14 protein-coding genes are annotated in these 16,998 nt (G+C 62.4%); 6 read left to right on the plus strand and 8 right to left on the minus strand.

What is annotated here, in order from left to right:
- Positions 1–130 precede the first annotated feature (130 nt).
- From KUV72_RS03040 to KUV72_RS03055, 4 genes are all read right to left on the minus strand, one after another.
- Positions 131–487 (minus strand): DUF4870 family protein, encoded by a 357-nt coding sequence (locus tag KUV72_RS03040; RefSeq protein ID WP_224851791.1) that lies wholly within the window; start codon positions 485–487, stop codon positions 131–133.
- A complete protein-coding gene (locus tag KUV72_RS03045; RefSeq protein ID WP_206942763.1) occupies positions 484–1,425 on the minus strand; it encodes a lysophospholipid acyltransferase family protein in 942 nt (313 codons plus the stop codon). The genes KUV72_RS03040 and KUV72_RS03045 overlap by 4 nt, the downstream gene beginning before the upstream one ends.
- Before the next feature lie 2 nt (positions 1,426–1,427).
- Complete coding sequence (locus KUV72_RS03050; protein ID WP_222162004.1) at positions 1,428–1,817, minus strand: DUF4870 family protein; 390 nt, start codon at positions 1,815–1,817, stop codon at positions 1,428–1,430.
- Positions 1,818–1,938: 121 nt separating this feature from the next.
- A complete protein-coding gene (locus KUV72_RS03055; RefSeq protein ID WP_206942759.1) occupies positions 1,939–2,343 on the minus strand; it encodes a VOC family protein in 405 nt (134 codons plus the stop codon).
- 41 nt (positions 2,344–2,384) lie between these two features.
- On the opposite strand from KUV72_RS03055, the gene KUV72_RS03060 reads away from it, so the two are divergent.
- Positions 2,385–3,020, plus strand: a complete 636-nt coding sequence (locus tag KUV72_RS03060) for a class I SAM-dependent methyltransferase (RefSeq protein WP_222237390.1) — start codon at positions 2,385–2,387, stop codon at positions 3,018–3,020.
- A 204-nt stretch (positions 3,021–3,224) separates the two neighbouring features.
- Positions 3,225–4,742: an MFS transporter gene (locus KUV72_RS03065; RefSeq protein WP_222237391.1), complete on the plus strand. Its 1,518-nt coding sequence runs from the start codon at positions 3,225–3,227 to the stop codon at positions 4,740–4,742.
- 128 nt (positions 4,743–4,870) lie between these two features.
- Here KUV72_RS03065 and KUV72_RS03070 read toward each other — a convergent pair whose 3' ends face one another.
- Both KUV72_RS03070 and KUV72_RS03075 read right to left on the minus strand, forming a co-directional pair.
- Positions 4,871–5,020 carry a hypothetical protein gene (locus KUV72_RS03070; RefSeq protein WP_206942753.1) on the minus strand — a complete coding sequence of 50 codons (150 nt, stop codon included), beginning with the start codon at positions 5,018–5,020 and terminating at the stop codon, positions 4,871–4,873.
- A gap of 149 nt (positions 5,021–5,169) precedes the next feature.
- Positions 5,170–6,522: a replication-associated recombination protein A gene (locus KUV72_RS03075; protein ID WP_222237392.1), complete on the minus strand. Its 1,353-nt coding sequence runs from the start codon at positions 6,520–6,522 to the stop codon at positions 5,170–5,172.
- Positions 6,523–6,748: 226 nt separating this feature from the next.
- Between KUV72_RS03075 and KUV72_RS03080 the strand changes: the two genes are divergently transcribed.
- From KUV72_RS03080 to KUV72_RS03095, 4 genes are all read left to right on the plus strand, one after another.
- Positions 6,749–7,291, plus strand: coding sequence for a hemerythrin domain-containing protein (locus tag KUV72_RS03080; protein ID WP_206943167.1), 543 nt, complete (start codon positions 6,749–6,751; stop codon positions 7,289–7,291).
- Between the two features lie 244 nt (positions 7,292–7,535).
- A complete protein-coding gene (gene murI / locus KUV72_RS03085) occupies positions 7,536–8,312 on the plus strand; it encodes a glutamate racemase (RefSeq protein WP_206942750.1) in 777 nt (258 codons plus the stop codon).
- Between the two features lie 290 nt (positions 8,313–8,602).
- A complete protein-coding gene (gene trmA, locus KUV72_RS03090) occupies positions 8,603–9,706 on the plus strand; it encodes a tRNA (uridine(54)-C5)-methyltransferase TrmA (RefSeq protein ID WP_206942748.1) in 1,104 nt (367 codons plus the stop codon).
- A 180-nt stretch (positions 9,707–9,886) separates the two neighbouring features.
- Positions 9,887–14,728, plus strand: a complete 4,842-nt coding sequence (locus tag KUV72_RS03095; RefSeq protein WP_222237393.1) for an NAD-glutamate dehydrogenase — start codon at positions 9,887–9,889, stop codon at positions 14,726–14,728.
- A gap of 184 nt (positions 14,729–14,912) precedes the next feature.
- Here the strand turns inward: KUV72_RS03095 and KUV72_RS03100 are convergent, their stop codons facing one another.
- Both KUV72_RS03100 and mgtE read right to left on the minus strand, forming a co-directional pair.
- Entirely contained in the window at positions 14,913–15,284 is a 372-nt protein-coding gene (locus tag KUV72_RS03100) for a hypothetical protein (protein WP_206942744.1), read from the minus strand.
- Between the two features lie 279 nt (positions 15,285–15,563).
- Entirely contained in the window at positions 15,564–16,916 is a 1,353-nt protein-coding gene (mgtE, locus tag KUV72_RS03105) for a magnesium transporter (RefSeq protein WP_206942742.1), read from the minus strand.
- Between the last annotated feature and the right edge of the window lie 82 nt (positions 16,917–16,998).

Below are 16,998 nucleotides of genomic sequence, written 5' to 3' on the forward strand. Positions count from 1 at the left end.
TTATGGCGACAAAATTGCGAAGAAATGTATCCCTGCGGATACATGTCGCAGGGGCAAGGGCAGGGGAGAAGGGGTAGGGGGAAGGAGAAGGGACTGATCTGGCGGGTGACGGCTCGGCTGCGGCAGATGGCTACCACAGCCAGCTGTCTACCCGAGGCGGCGGCAGCCGCCGGTGTAGCGCGCGCCAGCCGATGATGCAGCGAATCACGAACCAGGCACTGACCAGCAGTGGTGGCAAGGCCAGGCCGATGACCAGCACCGTCAGCACCGCCGCGGCGGCCCCATACACCAGGCCGATCCAGAAGGTTCGAATCAGGTAGTGATAGTGGGCCCGAAGCCACGGCGGGGCATCCTTGCGATAGACGTAGGCCACGATCAGCGCGATCAGCAGGGTCAGGAACCCGGTGACCAGGCCCGCCAGGTACATCACGTACAAGGCGTGCCCTACATGGGTGTCGCGTGAGATCGAGTCCTGAGGACGGGTCACTTCATATTCCTCGAACTGTACAGCCGGTGGCGGCGGAAGTCGGGATCGCCGCGCTGCTCTTCCAGGGTCTTGGTGAAACGCTTGTACTCCCATTGGTACTGGGCGGGTTCGAGCGCGATGACCTCTTCGATGCTGGCATTGACACCGGTACAGGAGGTCGTCTCGTCGGCATCGTAGACTCGCTCGTCGGCGGCCAGGAAGTGCAGGGCAAACCCTCGCCCGGGTAGGCGCAGGGCGACGCCTGTCACCACCCGTGCTTCGGTGCGTCCCACCAGCTTGGGCAGCAGGGTGGCGGTATAGGCCGGGCGTCCGAAGAAGGGAGCAAAGACACCGCTGCCCCAGCTGGGCTCCTGGTCCGGCAGGATGCCGACGGCCTCGCAGCGCTTCAGCGCCTTGAGCAGGGCGGCGACCCCTCTTGGATTGGTCGGCACAAGGCTGGCGCCGCAGCGCTCACGTCCCGCACGGATGATGGGATCCAAGGGGGCCAGCTTGGGCGGCTCGTACATGGCGGTGAAGGGAAAGTGGCTGGACAGCCAGAAGTTGAGCACTTCCCAGTTGCCAAAGTGAGGTGCCAGGATGATGACCCCCTTGCCTTCGGCGCGGGCGTCATCCAGCAAGGCTCTGCCATGCACCTCGACGATGCTGTCAGCCACGCGCTGCGGGTCGCCTTGCCAGGAGAAACCGAGCTCGAGCATGGTGGCGGTCGAGTGCGTGAGGCTGTCGCGAGCCAGCGATTCCCGCTGCTGCGGGCTGGCGTCGGGGTAGACGACCTCCAGATTCAGCCGAGTGACCGCGCGTTCGCGCTTGAGCAAGGGGTACGCCAGGCTGACGAGAACGCGGCTCAGCCGCCACAGTGAGGCGGGCGAGCAGTGCGACAGGAGGGTCCACAGGCGAGCGACGGCAAAGGCCTGCAGACGTTGTTGCCAGGGGAGTTGCATGATCAGATCAGCCAGCTTTCCAGATTGTCCGGGGCACGCTTTTCCTGCAGGGCCTTGAAACCCTTCACACAGCGGACGATCAACCATACGGCCAGCGCCAGCAGCAGCGGTAGCCCGATCAGGACGAAGGTCAGCAGGGAGGCGACGACCGCATAGACCAGTCCGATCCAGAAGGTGCGGATCTGGTAGCGATAATGCTGGTCCAGCCAGGCGGGACCCTTGCCCTTGTAGACATAGGCGATGACCACGCCGATCACGGCGGTAAAGCCGGTGACCAGATTGGCCAGCAGCAAGGCGTAGCCGACCATGGCGATGGTGGTGTCGGCTCCGGAGCCCTCCGGCTCGGGGGGCGTGACGTGGGGAGGCTGGGGCTCGAGGTCGCGCTGGCTCATCCGTGTTCCTTTCTGTGCATGTAAAACGGCTTCGCTATGATACCCAGCCTGTGCCGCAATGCCATGATGAACGGGGGAGATTCGTCGCTGGATCTCACTCGTTCCTCGGCCTCATCCCGCTCTAGACCTCACCGTGCTCCTGGGGTTCTCGCAGTGGGCGGCAGATCTCCAGCAGGTTGCCGTCGGGGTCTCTCAGGTAGAGCGACTCGATCTTGCCGGTGGCGCCCTGACGAGTCACCGGACCGAGCTCGATGTCGACCGACAGTGCCTCCAGGTGTTGCTGGACGTCAGCAAGGGGTAGCTGGCTCTTGAAACAGATATCGAGGCTGCCGGGCGTCGGTGTGGCGGCGCGCGGATGGACGTCGGTCGCGGTCCAGTGCAGACGCAAGGCCAGCTCGCCCAGCATCAGGTCGACACGTTCACGGTCTCGGTAGCGGACATCGAGTCCAAGCACGCGCGTGTAGAAGTCAACGGCGCGGGAAATATCGGTCACGGTGATGACCAGGTGATCAAGACCTGACAGCATGCCTTTCTCCACAAGTGAATCAAGCCTCAGAGAATACGACGATGCCGAGCTGTCCGCTATGCACAAACCCGACGACCCAGCATTTTCATTGGGACGGACAGCGCGACTACTTCCGCTGTCCGCGCTGTGACCTGATTGCCGTGCCGCCGGCTCAGCGTCTGGCGCCAGCCGCGGAGAAAGCGATCTACGACCAGCACGACAACCGGCCCGACGATCCCGGCTATCGGCGTTTCCTGGGACGGCTGTTCGAGCCCTTGAGCGAACGCTTGCCTGACGGGGCAAGTGGGCTGGATTTTGGCGCTGGCCCTGGCCCCACGCTGTCACTGATGTTCGAAGAGGCCGGCTTTTCGATGCGGATTCACGATCCCTACTACCACCCCTTCCCGCAGTGGGCAGAGGCGGAGTACGACTTCATCACGGCCACCGAGGTGGCTGAACATCTGTACGCCCCCGGTGAGGTACTGGCCAGTCTGGTGCAACGCCTGCGTCCCGGTGGCTGGCTGGGGTTGATGACCAAGCGCACACCGGATGACTTTTCCGGCTGGCACTATATCCGCGACCCTACCCATGTGGTGTTCTTCAGTGACGCGAGCTTTCGCTGGTTGGCCAAGCGACTGGGCGTCACGCTGGAACTGGTGGGCTCGGATGTCGCGTTGCTGCAGCGGCCAGCGCGCTGACATGGCTGTAATTTGTGCTTTGTCAACAAGGCGTTGCAGGAGCTCTGCAAAAGCGGCTCGAAAGCCGTTGACAGACGGACAAACGGGGGTATATTCGCCGCCCAAGAGTCGTCAATAACGCACCGCGACGGACGGACTCGATATGCCATCACTCACCCGCCGTCGTCGTCCGCGTCGTCCGCATCGCTGGAGCCCAGACCTGTCATGTCTCCTCAGCTTCTGGCCATGGCTCTGCCCCCTGTTCTGGGGCTGTTCATCCTTGGTATCGGCAATGGTTTTCTGTCGTCGCTGATTACCCTGCGGCTCGATGCTGCCGGGGAATCCCCGGTCGTGGTCGGCTGGGTGTCTGCCGCCTATTACATTGGCCTTGGGCTGGGGGCGCTGTTCAACGATCGCCTGCTGCTGGCCATTGGCCATATCCGCGCCTACGGCAGCTTTGCCTCGTTGGTTGCCGTGACCGTGCTGCTGCAAGGCTTGATGCTGGACCCGGTGGCTTGGTTCGGCTTACGTCTGATCGGTGGCTGGGCCACGGTGGGTGTCTTCCTGGTCATTGAAAGCTGGTTGCTGGCGTCCGGTGACTCCCAGGTTCGCGGTCGCCTGCTGGCGCTCTACATGATCGCGCTTTACGGCTCTGGCGTGCTCGGGCAGCTATTGCTTGGCGTGACCCAGAACCTGGGGGACACCGCACCGTTCATGGTGGTGGGGGCGCTGGCCTCGCTGTCGGTGCTGCCGATGGCGATGATTCCCCGCGTGACCCCGCTTCTGGACAAGATCGAACCCCTATCGCCGTTCCGGCTGATGGTGTTGACGCCGACAGGGGTCGTGGGGGCGTTTGGCTCTGGCATGCTGGCCGCTGCCGTCTATTCGCTGCTGCCGCTATACCTTCAGCGCAACGGTTTTGGCGTGGCGGATGTTGGCCAGCTGATGGCGGCCACGGTGCTGGGCGCGATGTTGCTTCAGTACCCGGTCGGACGCTGGTCTGATCGTCATGACCGGCAGACTGTGCTGATCCTTATCGGGATCTTCTGTCTGGCGATCTCGCTGACGGTGCTGTTGGTGCCGTTGCCTTCCTGGGGGCTTGCGGCGCTGCTGTTCCTGCTCGGGGGTGGGGTGTTCTCGCTGTATCCGGTGTCCGTCGGTCACTCCGCTGACCGCGCCCCGGCCGGTGCCCTGGTGCCGATGAGCCAGGGACTGCTGCTGATCAGCGCGCTGGGCTCGTCGGTGAGTCCGCCTCTGATCAGTCCGGTCATGGCCGCGCTTGGCGACACGGCGCTGTTCATGTCCTTTGGTGCCTTGGGAGCTGCCCTGGTGCTGTTCTTCGCCTGGCGTCGTCTGGTGCGTCCTGCTCCGGTGCCTGTGGTGCCGTTCTCTGCGGCCACCCCGCTGTCCTCGGTGGGCGCGGAGCTGGTGGTCACCGACGAGTGGGTGCAAGGCGCCAAGGAGCACGAGCACATGGAAGACTTGTCAGATGTGGTGCCTGACGTGGATGTGGCCGAGCCTATCGTCGGGCCCCCGGTCGAAGAGGGACAGTACGTGGCCTACTTTGACGACGCCGGCTTCCACGATGGGGTGCTGCATCATCACGAGGCCACCGAGGCTGTCGATGAGCACGAGTCCGAAGCGGTCAAGGACACGGCGGGGCCGGAAGCAACGTCCAGCGATCCGTCCACTGGCCATCCAACGGCGTCAGATTCTGCCTGCGGTAAGGCTAGTGGCACCTGACGCTCGGCGCCTGCGCCTGCGTGGGTGTCATCCGCCCCCTTCGTTTCCCACTCAGCTATGTGAAAGACCGCGGGGGTGAAAGACGGCGGGGGTGAAACGCGCCGGGGGGAGAGACGGCGCGGGGGTGGTCATTGCTCGAACAGCAGCTTGAACAGGGCGCGCCGCACTGCCGGCGTGGCCTGCTGGCGCGCATAGGCGAGCAGCAGGTCGTGGTGGTTGGGGTGGCGGGCGTTGCGCACCAAAATCTTGCGAGCTTGCTGAACTGGGGTGGTAGTCATGAGCGTTCCTCCGGGGACAAGGCCCATCGTGGGCCCTGGCATGGGAGGTAGTCGTCGCGAGGGACCTATCCTTGACGTTGCGCCCTGTGCCGCAACGCTAACAGGGGGGCACGGCCCGCCACAGCGCCCCTGCGGCGGGTGATGGGTGATCAGTCGCTGTTCCCGTCGGCTGTCCTGTCCAGCTGTGCACGCCAATCCATGATGCGTTTGAAGCGCTCTTCCTGGCCGTAGTCAGACGGCTGATAGAACGCCTGAACGGGTAGCTCCTCCGGCCAGCAGTCGTGCTGGCTGCCCGCTGGGTATCCGTTGGGTTCATTGTGGGCATAGCGGTAGCCGTCGCCATGACCGAGGGATGCCATCAGTTTGGTCGGTGCGTTACGCAGGTAGGTGGGCACCTCCAGGCGTGGTTGTGACGCGACGAATGCCTGCGCCTTTTTCCAGGCCTGGTCGATGGCGTTGCTCTTGGGCGCCACCGCCAGGTGGATCGCGGCATGGGCGATAGCGCGCTGTCCCTCGTAGTCCCCTAGGCGCAGATAGGCGTCCCACGCCGACATCACCAGGGGCAGGCAGCGCGGATCGGCATTGCCGACGTCCTCCGAGGCAATCGCGGCCAGTCGGCGCACCACATCAAGAGGGTCACCACCGCCCTGAATGAACCTCGCCATGTACAGCAGGGCAGCATCTGGACGGGAAGATCGCACGGACTTGTGGATGGCCGACAACAGGTCATAGTAGGCATCTCCCTGCTTGTCGAAGGCGCTCGCCGTGTGGCCGATAACGTCGTCGAGCACCCCGGCCTCAAGCCGTTCTCCCTGGCCCTGGGGCGCGCTGAAGGGAACGGTGAAATCGCAGGCGGTCTCGAGCAGGCCCAGGGCGCGGCGTGCGTCGCCCGCGGCGGCCCTGGCCAGGGTGGCCAGTACCTCATCGTCGACCTGGATATTGCGCTGGCCAAGGCCTCGCTGTGTATCGCTCAGTGCTCGGCGCATCACCTGGATCAGGGCGTCGTCATCCAGGGCCTTGAGCACATGGACCCGCGCCCTGGACAGCAGCGCCGAATTGACCTCGAAGGACGGATTCTCCGTGGTGGCGCCAATCAGCGTCAGCAGGCCTGATTCCACGTGGGGCAGCAAGGCATCCTGCTGGCTCTTGTTGAGGCGGTGAATCTCATCCAGAAACAGCACCGTGGTCTGGCCTTGTCCCTGGGCCGCCCGGGCCCGCTCGACGACCTCGCGAATGTCCTTGACCCCAGCCATCACCGCAGACAGGTGTTCCAGGCGTGACTGGGAGGCGTGGGCCAGGATGTCTGCCAGGGTGGTCTTGCCGACTCCCGGGGGGCCCCACAGGATCATCGAGCGAATTTGTCCGGCTTCCACCATGCGTCGCAGAGGCTTGCCCGGGCCCACCAGCGATGGCTGTCCCAGGTAGTCGTCGAGGGTTCTCGGGCGCATGCGCCAGGCCAGCGGCGCTGCGTCTTCCTGGTGGGCCTGTTGAAACATGTCCATCGCCGACTCCTGCTCAAATGGAAAAATGCGCCAGAGGTTAATGCTTAGGCGGATTGTAAGAAATCGTTCATTACTTATGTGGTGGAATTCGTCGGGCAGAAACGTGATTATGCGTCTAGGGTGATACATTCCGGTGTGTGATCGATCCGGAACCTGATCCGAGAAGGCCAGTCTAAGCTAGGGTGCCTTCAGCTCACGCTGACCACAGGAGGTTTCCGTCATGCCCATGCTAAAGCAACTGCGACGGGATCACGCCAACATGGCGCGCATACTGCACGTCCTGCAACTCAAGCAAAAGACCCTCGCTCAGGGAGAGCGGCCCAATTTCCAGCTTGTCAGGGAGGTGGTCGATTACATTCTCGACTACATGGCAGGCTTCACGCTGCCGCTGGAACAGATCTGCACCGATCGCCTCAGGGAGGTGGCGCCTGCCAGCGAAGACATCGCCGAGCGCCTCTCCGGAGACTACCGCAAGCTCAAGGCAAGGCTCTCCCGCCTGTCTCGCGACATCGACATGATTCTGATGGACGTCGCTGTTCCCATGGACCAGTTCTCCAGCGACCTGCGCGACTACCTCGACAGCCACCGGACCTACCTGCGCCAGGAACGGGAAGAGCTGTTTCCGCTGATCAGCGAGCACTTCTCTGACGAGGACCTCGAACGGCTGGCGCATGCCTTGCCGGAACACGCCACCTCTGAGCTCGAGAGGCTGCAGGGGGCCTACCCGGAACTCTACGCAGAGCTCAGGGAAGAACCCATGCCGGCCTGACGGTCGGTGCGCACGCAACCTTCCATCTGACACGTCACTCCAGGGTAAATGGCGGTAACGGCGGTGGCGCTTGACTCGCGCTGCTGCTGACTCCGCTGCATCCTCTCGGGTAGAATGGCGCCATGATGATCATGGCGCCATATCCTGTGTCTGCTCCCGTTCAATATCTTCTTCGTCGCCGTACCAAGGGCCCATCGTCGCCGAGGATGGGCCTTCGTGTGATCGTTGATGGCGTGGGGGACTGATGGCAGGTCCTGTACTGGTTTTCGACTCAGGGGTTGGCGGGCTGTCGGTGGTTCGGTCGCTGCGCCAGCACCTGCCCGAGACAGCAATGGCGTATTGCTGTGACAACGCCATGATGCCCTATGGCATCCGCCCTGATGACTGGCTGGTCCAGCGTATCGTTGCGGTGTGTGCTGCCGCCGTCGACGCGACCTCTGCAGATACCCTGGTGGTCGCCTGCAATACCGCCAGCACGCTGGCGCTCAACGAGCTTCGTGAACGTCTTGCGCTGCCCGTGGTGGGTACCGTACCCGCCATCAAGCCTGCTGCGTTGGCATCACGCAGCGGCTGTCTGGCGTTGTTGGCCACCAGTGCGACGGTATCAAGGCCGTACACGCAGCGACTGATCGATAGCTACGCCCCTCATTGTCGGGTAAAGAAGGTCGCCGCAGATGCGCTGGTGACCCAGGCTGAGCACCAGCTGGCAGGGCGAGCGGTGGATCTTGAGGTGGTGCGTCACGCCCTGGCGCCGCTGATCGACGATCCGCTGGTGGATACGGTTGTGCTCGGCTGTACCCATTTTCCCCTGCTGTTGCCTTGGCTGGACGAGGTCATGCCGCGAGCCATCACCTGGATCGACTCGGGGGACGCCATTGCCCGGCGCACGGTTCAAGTGATGCAGCAACCCGATGCGCGCCAGGGAGCGCAGTGCGCCTGGCTGACGGCATCGTCGCCGGCGCTGGAGCCTGGGCTGTCGCGCTTTGGTTTCGACGCGGTTCGCCAGCTGCCGACGGTCTAAAGCGTCTGCCTGACGTGGACCTGTGCGTGCCAGCCTTGAGGCTGTCCGGCGGGGTCGGGCAGCGCTGGGCCGGGTTGCGCTGGGTCGGATAAAGCAGAGCCGGACATCCAATGTCGTCTTGATGTCGCCCTGATGCCGTCTTGATGTCGCCTTGGTCGCTGCTCGTTCTGGCAGTTCTTGATGAGAGCGCTTTATGACAGCTCGTTTTGACGGTTCTTGCTGCCGACGCTGTCTGTCTACCCTTTTTTTCTCTGGTTTCTCTACTATCCAATGTTTGTTGCGGAGTCATTGTGGCCATACCTGTTGTTGACCCTGAACGCTATACCGAACAGCTAGACGCCAAGCGCGAGCGCCTGGAAGCTCAGTTTGCCCGCTTCTCGCCGCCGGCCCTCGAGGTCTATCCGTCACCGCCGAGCCACTATCGCCAACGCTGCGAGTTCAGGGTGTGGCACGAAGGGGATGATCTCTACTATGTGATGTTCGAGGTCAATCCCGACGATCCTTCTGACAAGGCGCTGGTGCGTATGGATCAGTTCGCCGTGGCCAGCGAGCGGATCAACGCCCTGATGCCAGCCCTGCTGGATGCCATACGCGACAACCCGGTGATGCGGCGCAAGCTGTTTCAGGTCGAGTTTCTCTCGACGCTGGCGGGGGAAACCTTGGTCAGCCTGATCTACCACCGCCCGCTGGAGGACGACTGGGAGGCGGATGCGCGCGCGCTGGAGCAGGCGCTTGGAGTGATGATCATCGGCCGATCGCGCAAGCAGCGTATTGTGCTGACGCGCGATCACGTGTGGGAGCGTCTGGAGGTGGATGGCCGTACCCTGCACTACCAGCAGGTCGAAAACAGCTTCACCCAGCCCAATGCACAGATCTGCTCCGCCATGCTGAGCTGGGCCCGCGATGTCACCGCCGGGAGCCAGCACAGTGACCTGGTAGAGCTCTATTGCGGCAATGGCAACTTCACCATCGCGCTGGCCGAGAACTTCCGTCGGGTCCTCGCCACCGAGATTTCGCGCACATCAGTGGCCAGTGCCAAGGTCAATCTGGAGGCCAACCAGGTGACCAACGCCGTCGTCGCCCGGATGTCTGCCGAGGATTTCTCGGCTGCGCTGAAAGGGGACAAGGGCGGACGACGTGTCGACGAAATGGCCCTGGACGGCTATGACTTCTCGACAGTGCTGGTCGATCCCCCGCGGGCCGGCCTGGACGCCGACAGCTGCGCACAGCTGAGCGAGTATCAGCGTATCGTCTATATTTCCTGCAACCCTGACACCCTGGCCGACAATCTTGAACAGCTGACCCAGACCCATGATGTGGTGAGGTTTGCTCTGTTTGACCAGTTTCCTTTCACCCATCATTGTGAATGTGGCGTACTGCTGGAGCGCCGCTAGCACCAAGGCGCAAGCTGAGGCCGCTGTCAAGACCGATGCGCAACCGTCATGCTCCATGAGAAGGCGGGCATCTGGATGGGGGAGAGGAAGGGATTGCCGTAAGCTTGGCGACCATGCACTACGCTCGTCATAACCGTTCAACTGGCCACAGTGAAGTGGCCGCCGCCAACCGAGGTGAGGATGTTACACGTCGCACAGGATGACAGTCGCGAAGATCTGCTGAAGCAGCTCGAGGAAAGGCTCGAGGGGCGACTCGATCAGGACAAGGCCGGCCAGGTGAGTAACTTCGCTCGTCACTTCTACTCCACGATTCCGCTGGAAGATCTGACTGAGCGTCGCCTGGACGATCTCTACGGCGCCACTCTCTCGGTATGGCACTTTCTGCAGCAGTTTGATCCTGCCTCGCCCAAGGTCAAGGTGATGAACCCTGACTTCGAGGAGCACGGCTGGCAATCGACCCACACCTTCGTGGCCGTGTTGCATGAGGACATGCCGTTTCTGGTGGATTCCGTGCGTATCGAGCTGAATCGCCGTGGCATGACGGTGCATGCGATCCACAACTCGGTGCTGTCGGTGGCCCGGGACGAGCAGCACCGGGTGGTGCGCCTGGCGTCTCCGCGTGACAAGGACGCACCGGAGCAGCGCGAGTCGCTGATCGCCATCGAGGTCGACCGCCACTCCGATCCCGCCGAGCTGGCCGCCATCGAGCAGAGCCTGCAGGAAGTCTTGCAGGAAGTCCGCACTGCCGTGGCGGATTTCGAGCCAATGCGTGCGCGCATCCGCGAAGCCATCGATGAGCTGAACACCTGCTGCCCCGGACCGGTGAACAAGGACGACCACGCCGAGGCGGTGGCCTTCCTGGAGTGGATGCTGGAAGACAACTTTACCTTCCTGGGCTATGACGAATTCAGCGTCGATGGGTCCAATGGGGGGCAGAGTCTCAATCAAGTGGACGGCAGCGAACTAGGACTGTTCCGCCTGTCCGAGGCGCAGTATCGCCAGCGTATCCGCACCGACCAGGGGGTCGAGGGGGATCGTTACGTTCTGGTTCCGCAGCTGCTGTCCTTTGCCAAGAGCGCATTTCATGCGCGGGTGCACCGTCCGACCTACCCGGACTACGTCACCATCGATCGCTACGACGACCAGGGTAACGTGATCGGCGAGCGCCGCTTCCTTGGCCTGTTCACTTCCGGGGTGTACAACGACTCTCCGCGTCACATTCCGATCCTTCGGCGTAAGCTCAAGGCGGTCATGGACATTGCCGGCTTCAACCCCAAGGGCCATAACGGCAAGCAGCTGACGCAGATTCTGGAGGTCTATCCGCGCGATGACCTGTTCCAGATCGACACCGACGAGCTGGCGCAGACGGCACTGGGCATTCTCGACATCCGCGAGCGTCGCCGCGTGCGTCTGTTCATTCGCGAGGATCGCTTCGGCCAGTTCTACTCCTGCCTGGTGTTTGTGCCTCGTGATGTGTTCTCCACCGAGCTGCGACTGCGGCTGCAGCGGGTGCTGTGCGAGGAACTCGACGCTACCTTCGGTGACTTCAATACGTACCTGTCCGAGTCGGTGCTGGCACGTATCCAGTTCATCCTGCGCTTTAACGGAGAGGCGCCAAGCGACTACGACATCAAGGCGCTCGAAGAGAAGCTGGCCCGACTGGCTCGCAACTGGCGTGATGATCTGCTCAATGCGGCCATCGACGGATACGGCGAAGAACAGGCCAATCATCTGCTGGCCCGCTTCCGTGACGCTTTCCAGGCGGGTTACCAGGACGATTTCAGCGCCCGCACTGCGGTCTATGACCTGCAGCACATCGGCGAGCTCGACAACGGCAAGCCGCTGGCACTGTCGCTGTATCGGCTGATCGAAGAAGAGGGCAGCGGCGTCAATCTCAAGCTGTTCCACAAGGGCAGCCAGATTCCGCTGTCCGACGTGCTGCCGATGATGGAAAACCTTGGCCTGCGAGTGATCGGTGAGCGACCCTACGAGGTCGAAGCCGTGGATGCGAGCTACTGGATCCATGACTTCGATCTGGAGCATCACACGGCCACCGAGGTCAATCTGCAGGAGATGCGCAAGCCGTTTGTCGAGGCTTTCCAGCGTATCTGGGCCGGTGAGGCGGACAATGATCGCTTCAACCGCTTGATCATTGGTGCCAATCTGGATTGGCGCGAGGTCGCGATGCTGCGCTCCTATGCGCGCTACCTCAAGCAGATTCGCTTCGGCATCTCTCAGAATTTCATCGCCAATACGCTGGTCGCGCATCCGCACATCACCCGCGAGCTGGTGACCCTGTTCGAACTGCGCTTTGACCCAGAGGATCGTCCTGACGAAGGCGAGGTCGAGGCCTGCGTCGAGCGCATCAACACCCTGCTCGACGATGTGGCCAGCCTCAATGACGATCGTCTGCTGCGCCGCTATGTAGAGCTGATCATGGCGACGCTTCGGACCAACTATTACCAGAAGACCGACGAGGGCGGCTTCAAGGACTACCTGGCCTTCAAGCTGGAGCCGTCCAAGGTGACGGGCATGCCCAAGCCGCGCCCGATGTTCGAGATCTTCGTGTGTTCTCCCAGGGTCGAAGGGGTCCACCTGCGCGGTGGCAAGGTGGCCCGCGGCGGCCTGCGCTGGTCCGATCGCCACGAGGACTTCCGCACCGAAGTGCTGGGGCTGGTCAAGGCGCAGCAGGTCAAGAACTCGGTGATCGTGCCGGTCGGTGCCAAGGGCGGCTTTGTCTGCAAGCGCATGCCCGAGGGGGCCGATCGTGAAACGGTGCAGAAGGAAGGCATTGCCTGCTATCAGACCTTCATTCGCGCCTTGCTGGACGTGACCGACAATCTGGTCGGCGGCGAGGTAGTTCCGCCCCAGAACGTGGTGCGCCATGATGACGCCGACCCCTACCTGGTCGTGGCGGCGGACAAGGGCACGGCAACCTTCTCTGATATCGCCAACGAGATTTCCCTGGAGTACGGCCACTGGCTGGGCGATGCCTTCGCCTCCGGCGGTGCCAACGGCTATGACCACAAGAAGATGGGGATCACCGCCAAGGGGGCCTGGGAGTCGGTCAAGCGTCACTTCCGCGGTCTTGGGGTCGACACCCAGTCCGACGAATTCAGTGTCGTCGGTATCGGCGACATGGCGGGCGACGTGTTCGGCAATGGCATGCTGTTGTCCGAGACCATTCGTCTGGTCGGGGCCTTCAACCATCTGCATATCTTCGTCGATCCGACGCCGGATGCCGCGTCCAGCTTCAAAGAGCGCAAGCGTCTGTTCGAGCTGCCTCGCTCCAGCTGGCAGGACTACGACGAGAGCCTGATCTCCGAGGGCGGTGGCATCTTCTCCCGTGCGGCCAAGTCCATCAGCATCACGCCGCAGATGAAAGACGCCTTCGGTATTACCGAGGACAAGCTGGCACCCAATGACTTGATTCAGGCCATGCTGCGCTCCCGCGTCGACCTGATCTGGAACGGCGGCATTGGTACCTACGTCAAGGCCAGTACCGAAACCGATGCCGAGGTCGGTGACAAGGCCAACGACGTGCTGCGCATCAATGGCAATGAGCTCAACTGCAAGGTAGTGGGCGAGGGCGGTAACCTTGGCCTGACCCAGCGTGGGCGCATGGAAGCTGCCACTCGGGGTGTGCGGGTCAACACCGACTTCATCGACAACGCGGGCGGGGTCAACTGTTCCGACCACGAGGTCAACATCAAGATCCTGATCGATGAAGTGGTGGCCAACGGCGACATGACCGAGAAGCAGCGTAATCAGCTGCTGGCGGACATGACCGAGGAAGTCAGTGAGCTGGTGCTGACCGACAACTATCGTCAGACCCAGGCGCTGGATCTCTCCGAACGTCTGTCGCTGCAGGGTATCGGCCCCTATCGTCGCTTCATCAGCGAGCTCGAAGCCGCAGGTCAGATCGACCGTGAGCTGGAGTTCCTGCCGTCCGACGAAGAACTCCAGGAGCGGGCCGCCAACGATCAAGGCATGGTGTTGCCGGAGCTGTCGGTGCTGATCTCTTACGCCAAGAGCACCCTCAAGGGCGATTTGATCGCCTCGGACGTGCCTGACGACGAAGTGATTGCCCAGCATGCCGCGCGGGCCTTCCCCCAGAGTCTGGTGGAGCGCTACCGTGACCAGGTGTTCAGTCACCGCCTCAAGCGTGAGATTGTCGCGACCCAGCTGGCCAACGATCTGGTCGACCATATGGGCATCGTGTTCACACGCCGGTTGATCGACTCCACCGGGATGGGACGTGCCGATATTGCCCGTGCCTACGTGATTGCCCGAGACAGCTTCCAGTTGCCGAAGCTGTGGGAGCAGATCGAGGCGCTGGACAACAAGGTGTCCACGGACATCCAGTACAGCATGATGCTGGACCTGATGCGGATGATCCGTCGGGCGTCACGCTGGTTCCTGCGTAACCGTTCTGGCCAGTCTGCCGCAGATTGCATCGAGTACTTTGCACCGCGCATCGCTCAGCTGCAGGAGAACATCGGCAAGCGCCTGCGCGGTGAAGACCTCGAGGCCTGGCAGGCCCGTCGTGATGAACTGGTCGCCGCAGGAGTGCCTGAGGCCCTGGCATCGACCGTCGCCGCCACCGATAGCCTGTACACGGCACTGGGTATTATCCAGACCGCGCGCCAGGTCAACGAGAAGCCGCAGAAAGTGGCCGAGGTCTGCTACGAGATCGGGGCTCGCCTGGAACTTCCCTGGATGATCCAGCAGGTGACCGCTCTGCCGGTGAAGGATGGCTGGCAGTCCAAGGCCCGCGAGACCTTCCGCGACGATATCGAGCGTCAGCAGATGGCCTTGACCGCCAGCGTGTTGACCATGGAAAGCGGTGCGCGTGATACCGCCGGGCGTGTCGAGCAGTGGCTCAAGCATCATGAGTCGATGCACAAGCGCTGGTGTCGTCTGATCAACGAGGTCGAGAGTGGCGCCCAGGGTGGCTTCCCGCTGTTCGCCGTGGCCGTGCGCGAACTGGTCGACCTGGCAGAGAGCAACAGCGAGGTGTAACCGCCATCACCCGCGCGCCGTCGAGGGCATCATACTGATGCCCTCACTGCCGCTGCCTGTTGGCAGTCGTTATGGTAGACGGCTGATGGTAGACGGCTGATGGTAGACAGCTGATGGTAGACAACAATAAGGGCGCCCCTCGGGGCGCCCTTATTGTGTCATGGCCGTTGCTGGAATGCTGATATCAGCGGCAGCTGATGCTCCAGATCGCCTTGAACTCGGCACTGTCGTCGTTCAGCGCGGCCAGGTTGGTGTCCTCGCTGACGGTGCCGCCTTCGACCATGGCCTCAGCGCGTTCACGCTTCTCGGCGCTGGTGTTGGGACCCAGCACTTGCTGCTCTTCAATGATGAACTCATCACGATCCTGGGCCTCGCACTGCTCCAGTGCGCGTTCCTTGGCCTCTTCCAGCGCCTCCTGACGATCGTCGCCGAGTCCGGTGACGATGTAGTCGGTGCTCTGCTTTTCCATTGACGCGCTATCGCTGGCACAGCCAGCCAGGCCTACCAGAGAAGCGGCGCCCAGCACGAGCATCATGGAGCGGGTCTTGGTCATCATGCGGTCTCTCCTTTTTCCGTTCGGGACAGTGCAGACCGGCGCAATATCCGTGCGCCTTGGTGACCATGCTAACGAATACAGCAATCAGCACAAGAGTAGAGAGATTGCGACGCTATATGTCGCTTAAAGGAGACAGATGCCTGCCGCGGGTAACGAGGCGGTGCCGGGCATGAATTCGCGGTGGGCGATACAGAGCACAGGCCATCACCGGCCATCACCGCCAGAGAGGGGGCCGCGTGCCCCACCAAGCCAGCCATGGCTTGGTGGGGGCGATGCGGGTTAGAGCAGGAAGATGGTCGCCAGACCCAGGAATGACATGAAGCCGATGACATCCGTGACCGTGGTCAGGATGACCGAGCCCGATAGGGCCGGGTCAATGTTCATGCGCTTGAGAATCAGCGGAATCACGATGCCGCAGACGCCGGCAGCCAGCATGTTGATCACCAGGGCGGCGGCGATGATGGCGCCAATGGCCATGCTCTTGAACCAGAGGACCGCCAGTACGGCGACCACCAGCGCCCACACCACGCCGTTGAGCAAGGCGATGCCGACTTCCTTTCTGAGCAGCCAGTTGCTGTTGGTCTTGCTGATCTGTCCCAGGGCCAGACCACGGATGGCCAGTGTCAGAGTCTGACTGCCGGCGATGCCGCCCATGCTGGCGACGATGGGCATCAGCACCGCCAGCGCGACCACCTTCTCCAGCGCATCTTCGAACTGCCCGATGACCCACGCCGCCAGGAACGCCGTCAGCAGGTTGATGCCCAGCCACACGGCACGGCGTTTGGCGCTGGGCAACACCGGGGCGAAGAGGTCTTCCTCTTCATCCAGGCCGGCCATGTTCATCAGCGCCTGTTCGGAGTTTTCCTGGATGACGTCGACGATATCGTCGATGACGATACGGCCTAGCAACATCCCATCGTTGTCCACCACGGGTGCCGACGTCAGGTCGTGGGTCTGGAACAGGGTGGCGACGTCGCGGGCTTTCATATCCCCCTGGATGACGTCGACGTCGGCATCCATCAGCTCGACCACCGACGTTTCCTGGTCGTGGGAGACCAGTCGGGCCAATGGCAAGACCCCAACGAAGTGGCCGATGCGGTCCACCACCATCAGGTTGTCGGTGTTGTCCGGAATCGACTCCTTCCAGCGCAGGAAGCGCTGTACGGTTTCCAGCGTCACGTCCGAGCGCACCCCAATGGCGTCGGTGCGCATCAGGCGACCGGCGCTGTCTTCCTCGAACGACAGCGTCTCCTGCAGGCGTGTGCGCTGCATTTCGTCCATGGTACGCAGCATGTCCTCGGCCACCTGCTTGGGCAGGTCCTCGAACAGCTCGGCCAGGTCAGCGGTGTCCAGTGAGGCGGTGGCCGCCACGATCTCTTCTGGATCCATGTCCTCGATGAGGGTGCTGCGGACCTCATCGTGAACGTGCAGCAGTACTTCGCCATCGTCCTCTGATGGCACCTGTTCCCACAGCTTGATGCGCTCGCTCAGCGGCAGCGACTCAAGCAGCAGAGCTACCTCGGCAGGTTCGAGATCCTCGAGGACATCGGAGACTTCCTGCGAGTTTTCATCTTCCAGGGCCAGGTGGATGCGCGACAGCTGGCTTTCAAAGGTCTCGGTCACTTCTGTCATGGTCCCTCCCGGCATATGTTGCTGACTGACAAGGCAACGTTCGTGTCCTACGTTGATTGGGCAGAAGTCCTTTGCCACCAAC

It is taken from the genome of Halomonas sp. DP4Y7-1, assembly GCF_019800705.1.
GTDB classification, from domain to species: Bacteria; Pseudomonadota; Gammaproteobacteria; order Pseudomonadales; family Halomonadaceae; genus Halomonas; species Halomonas litopenaei_A.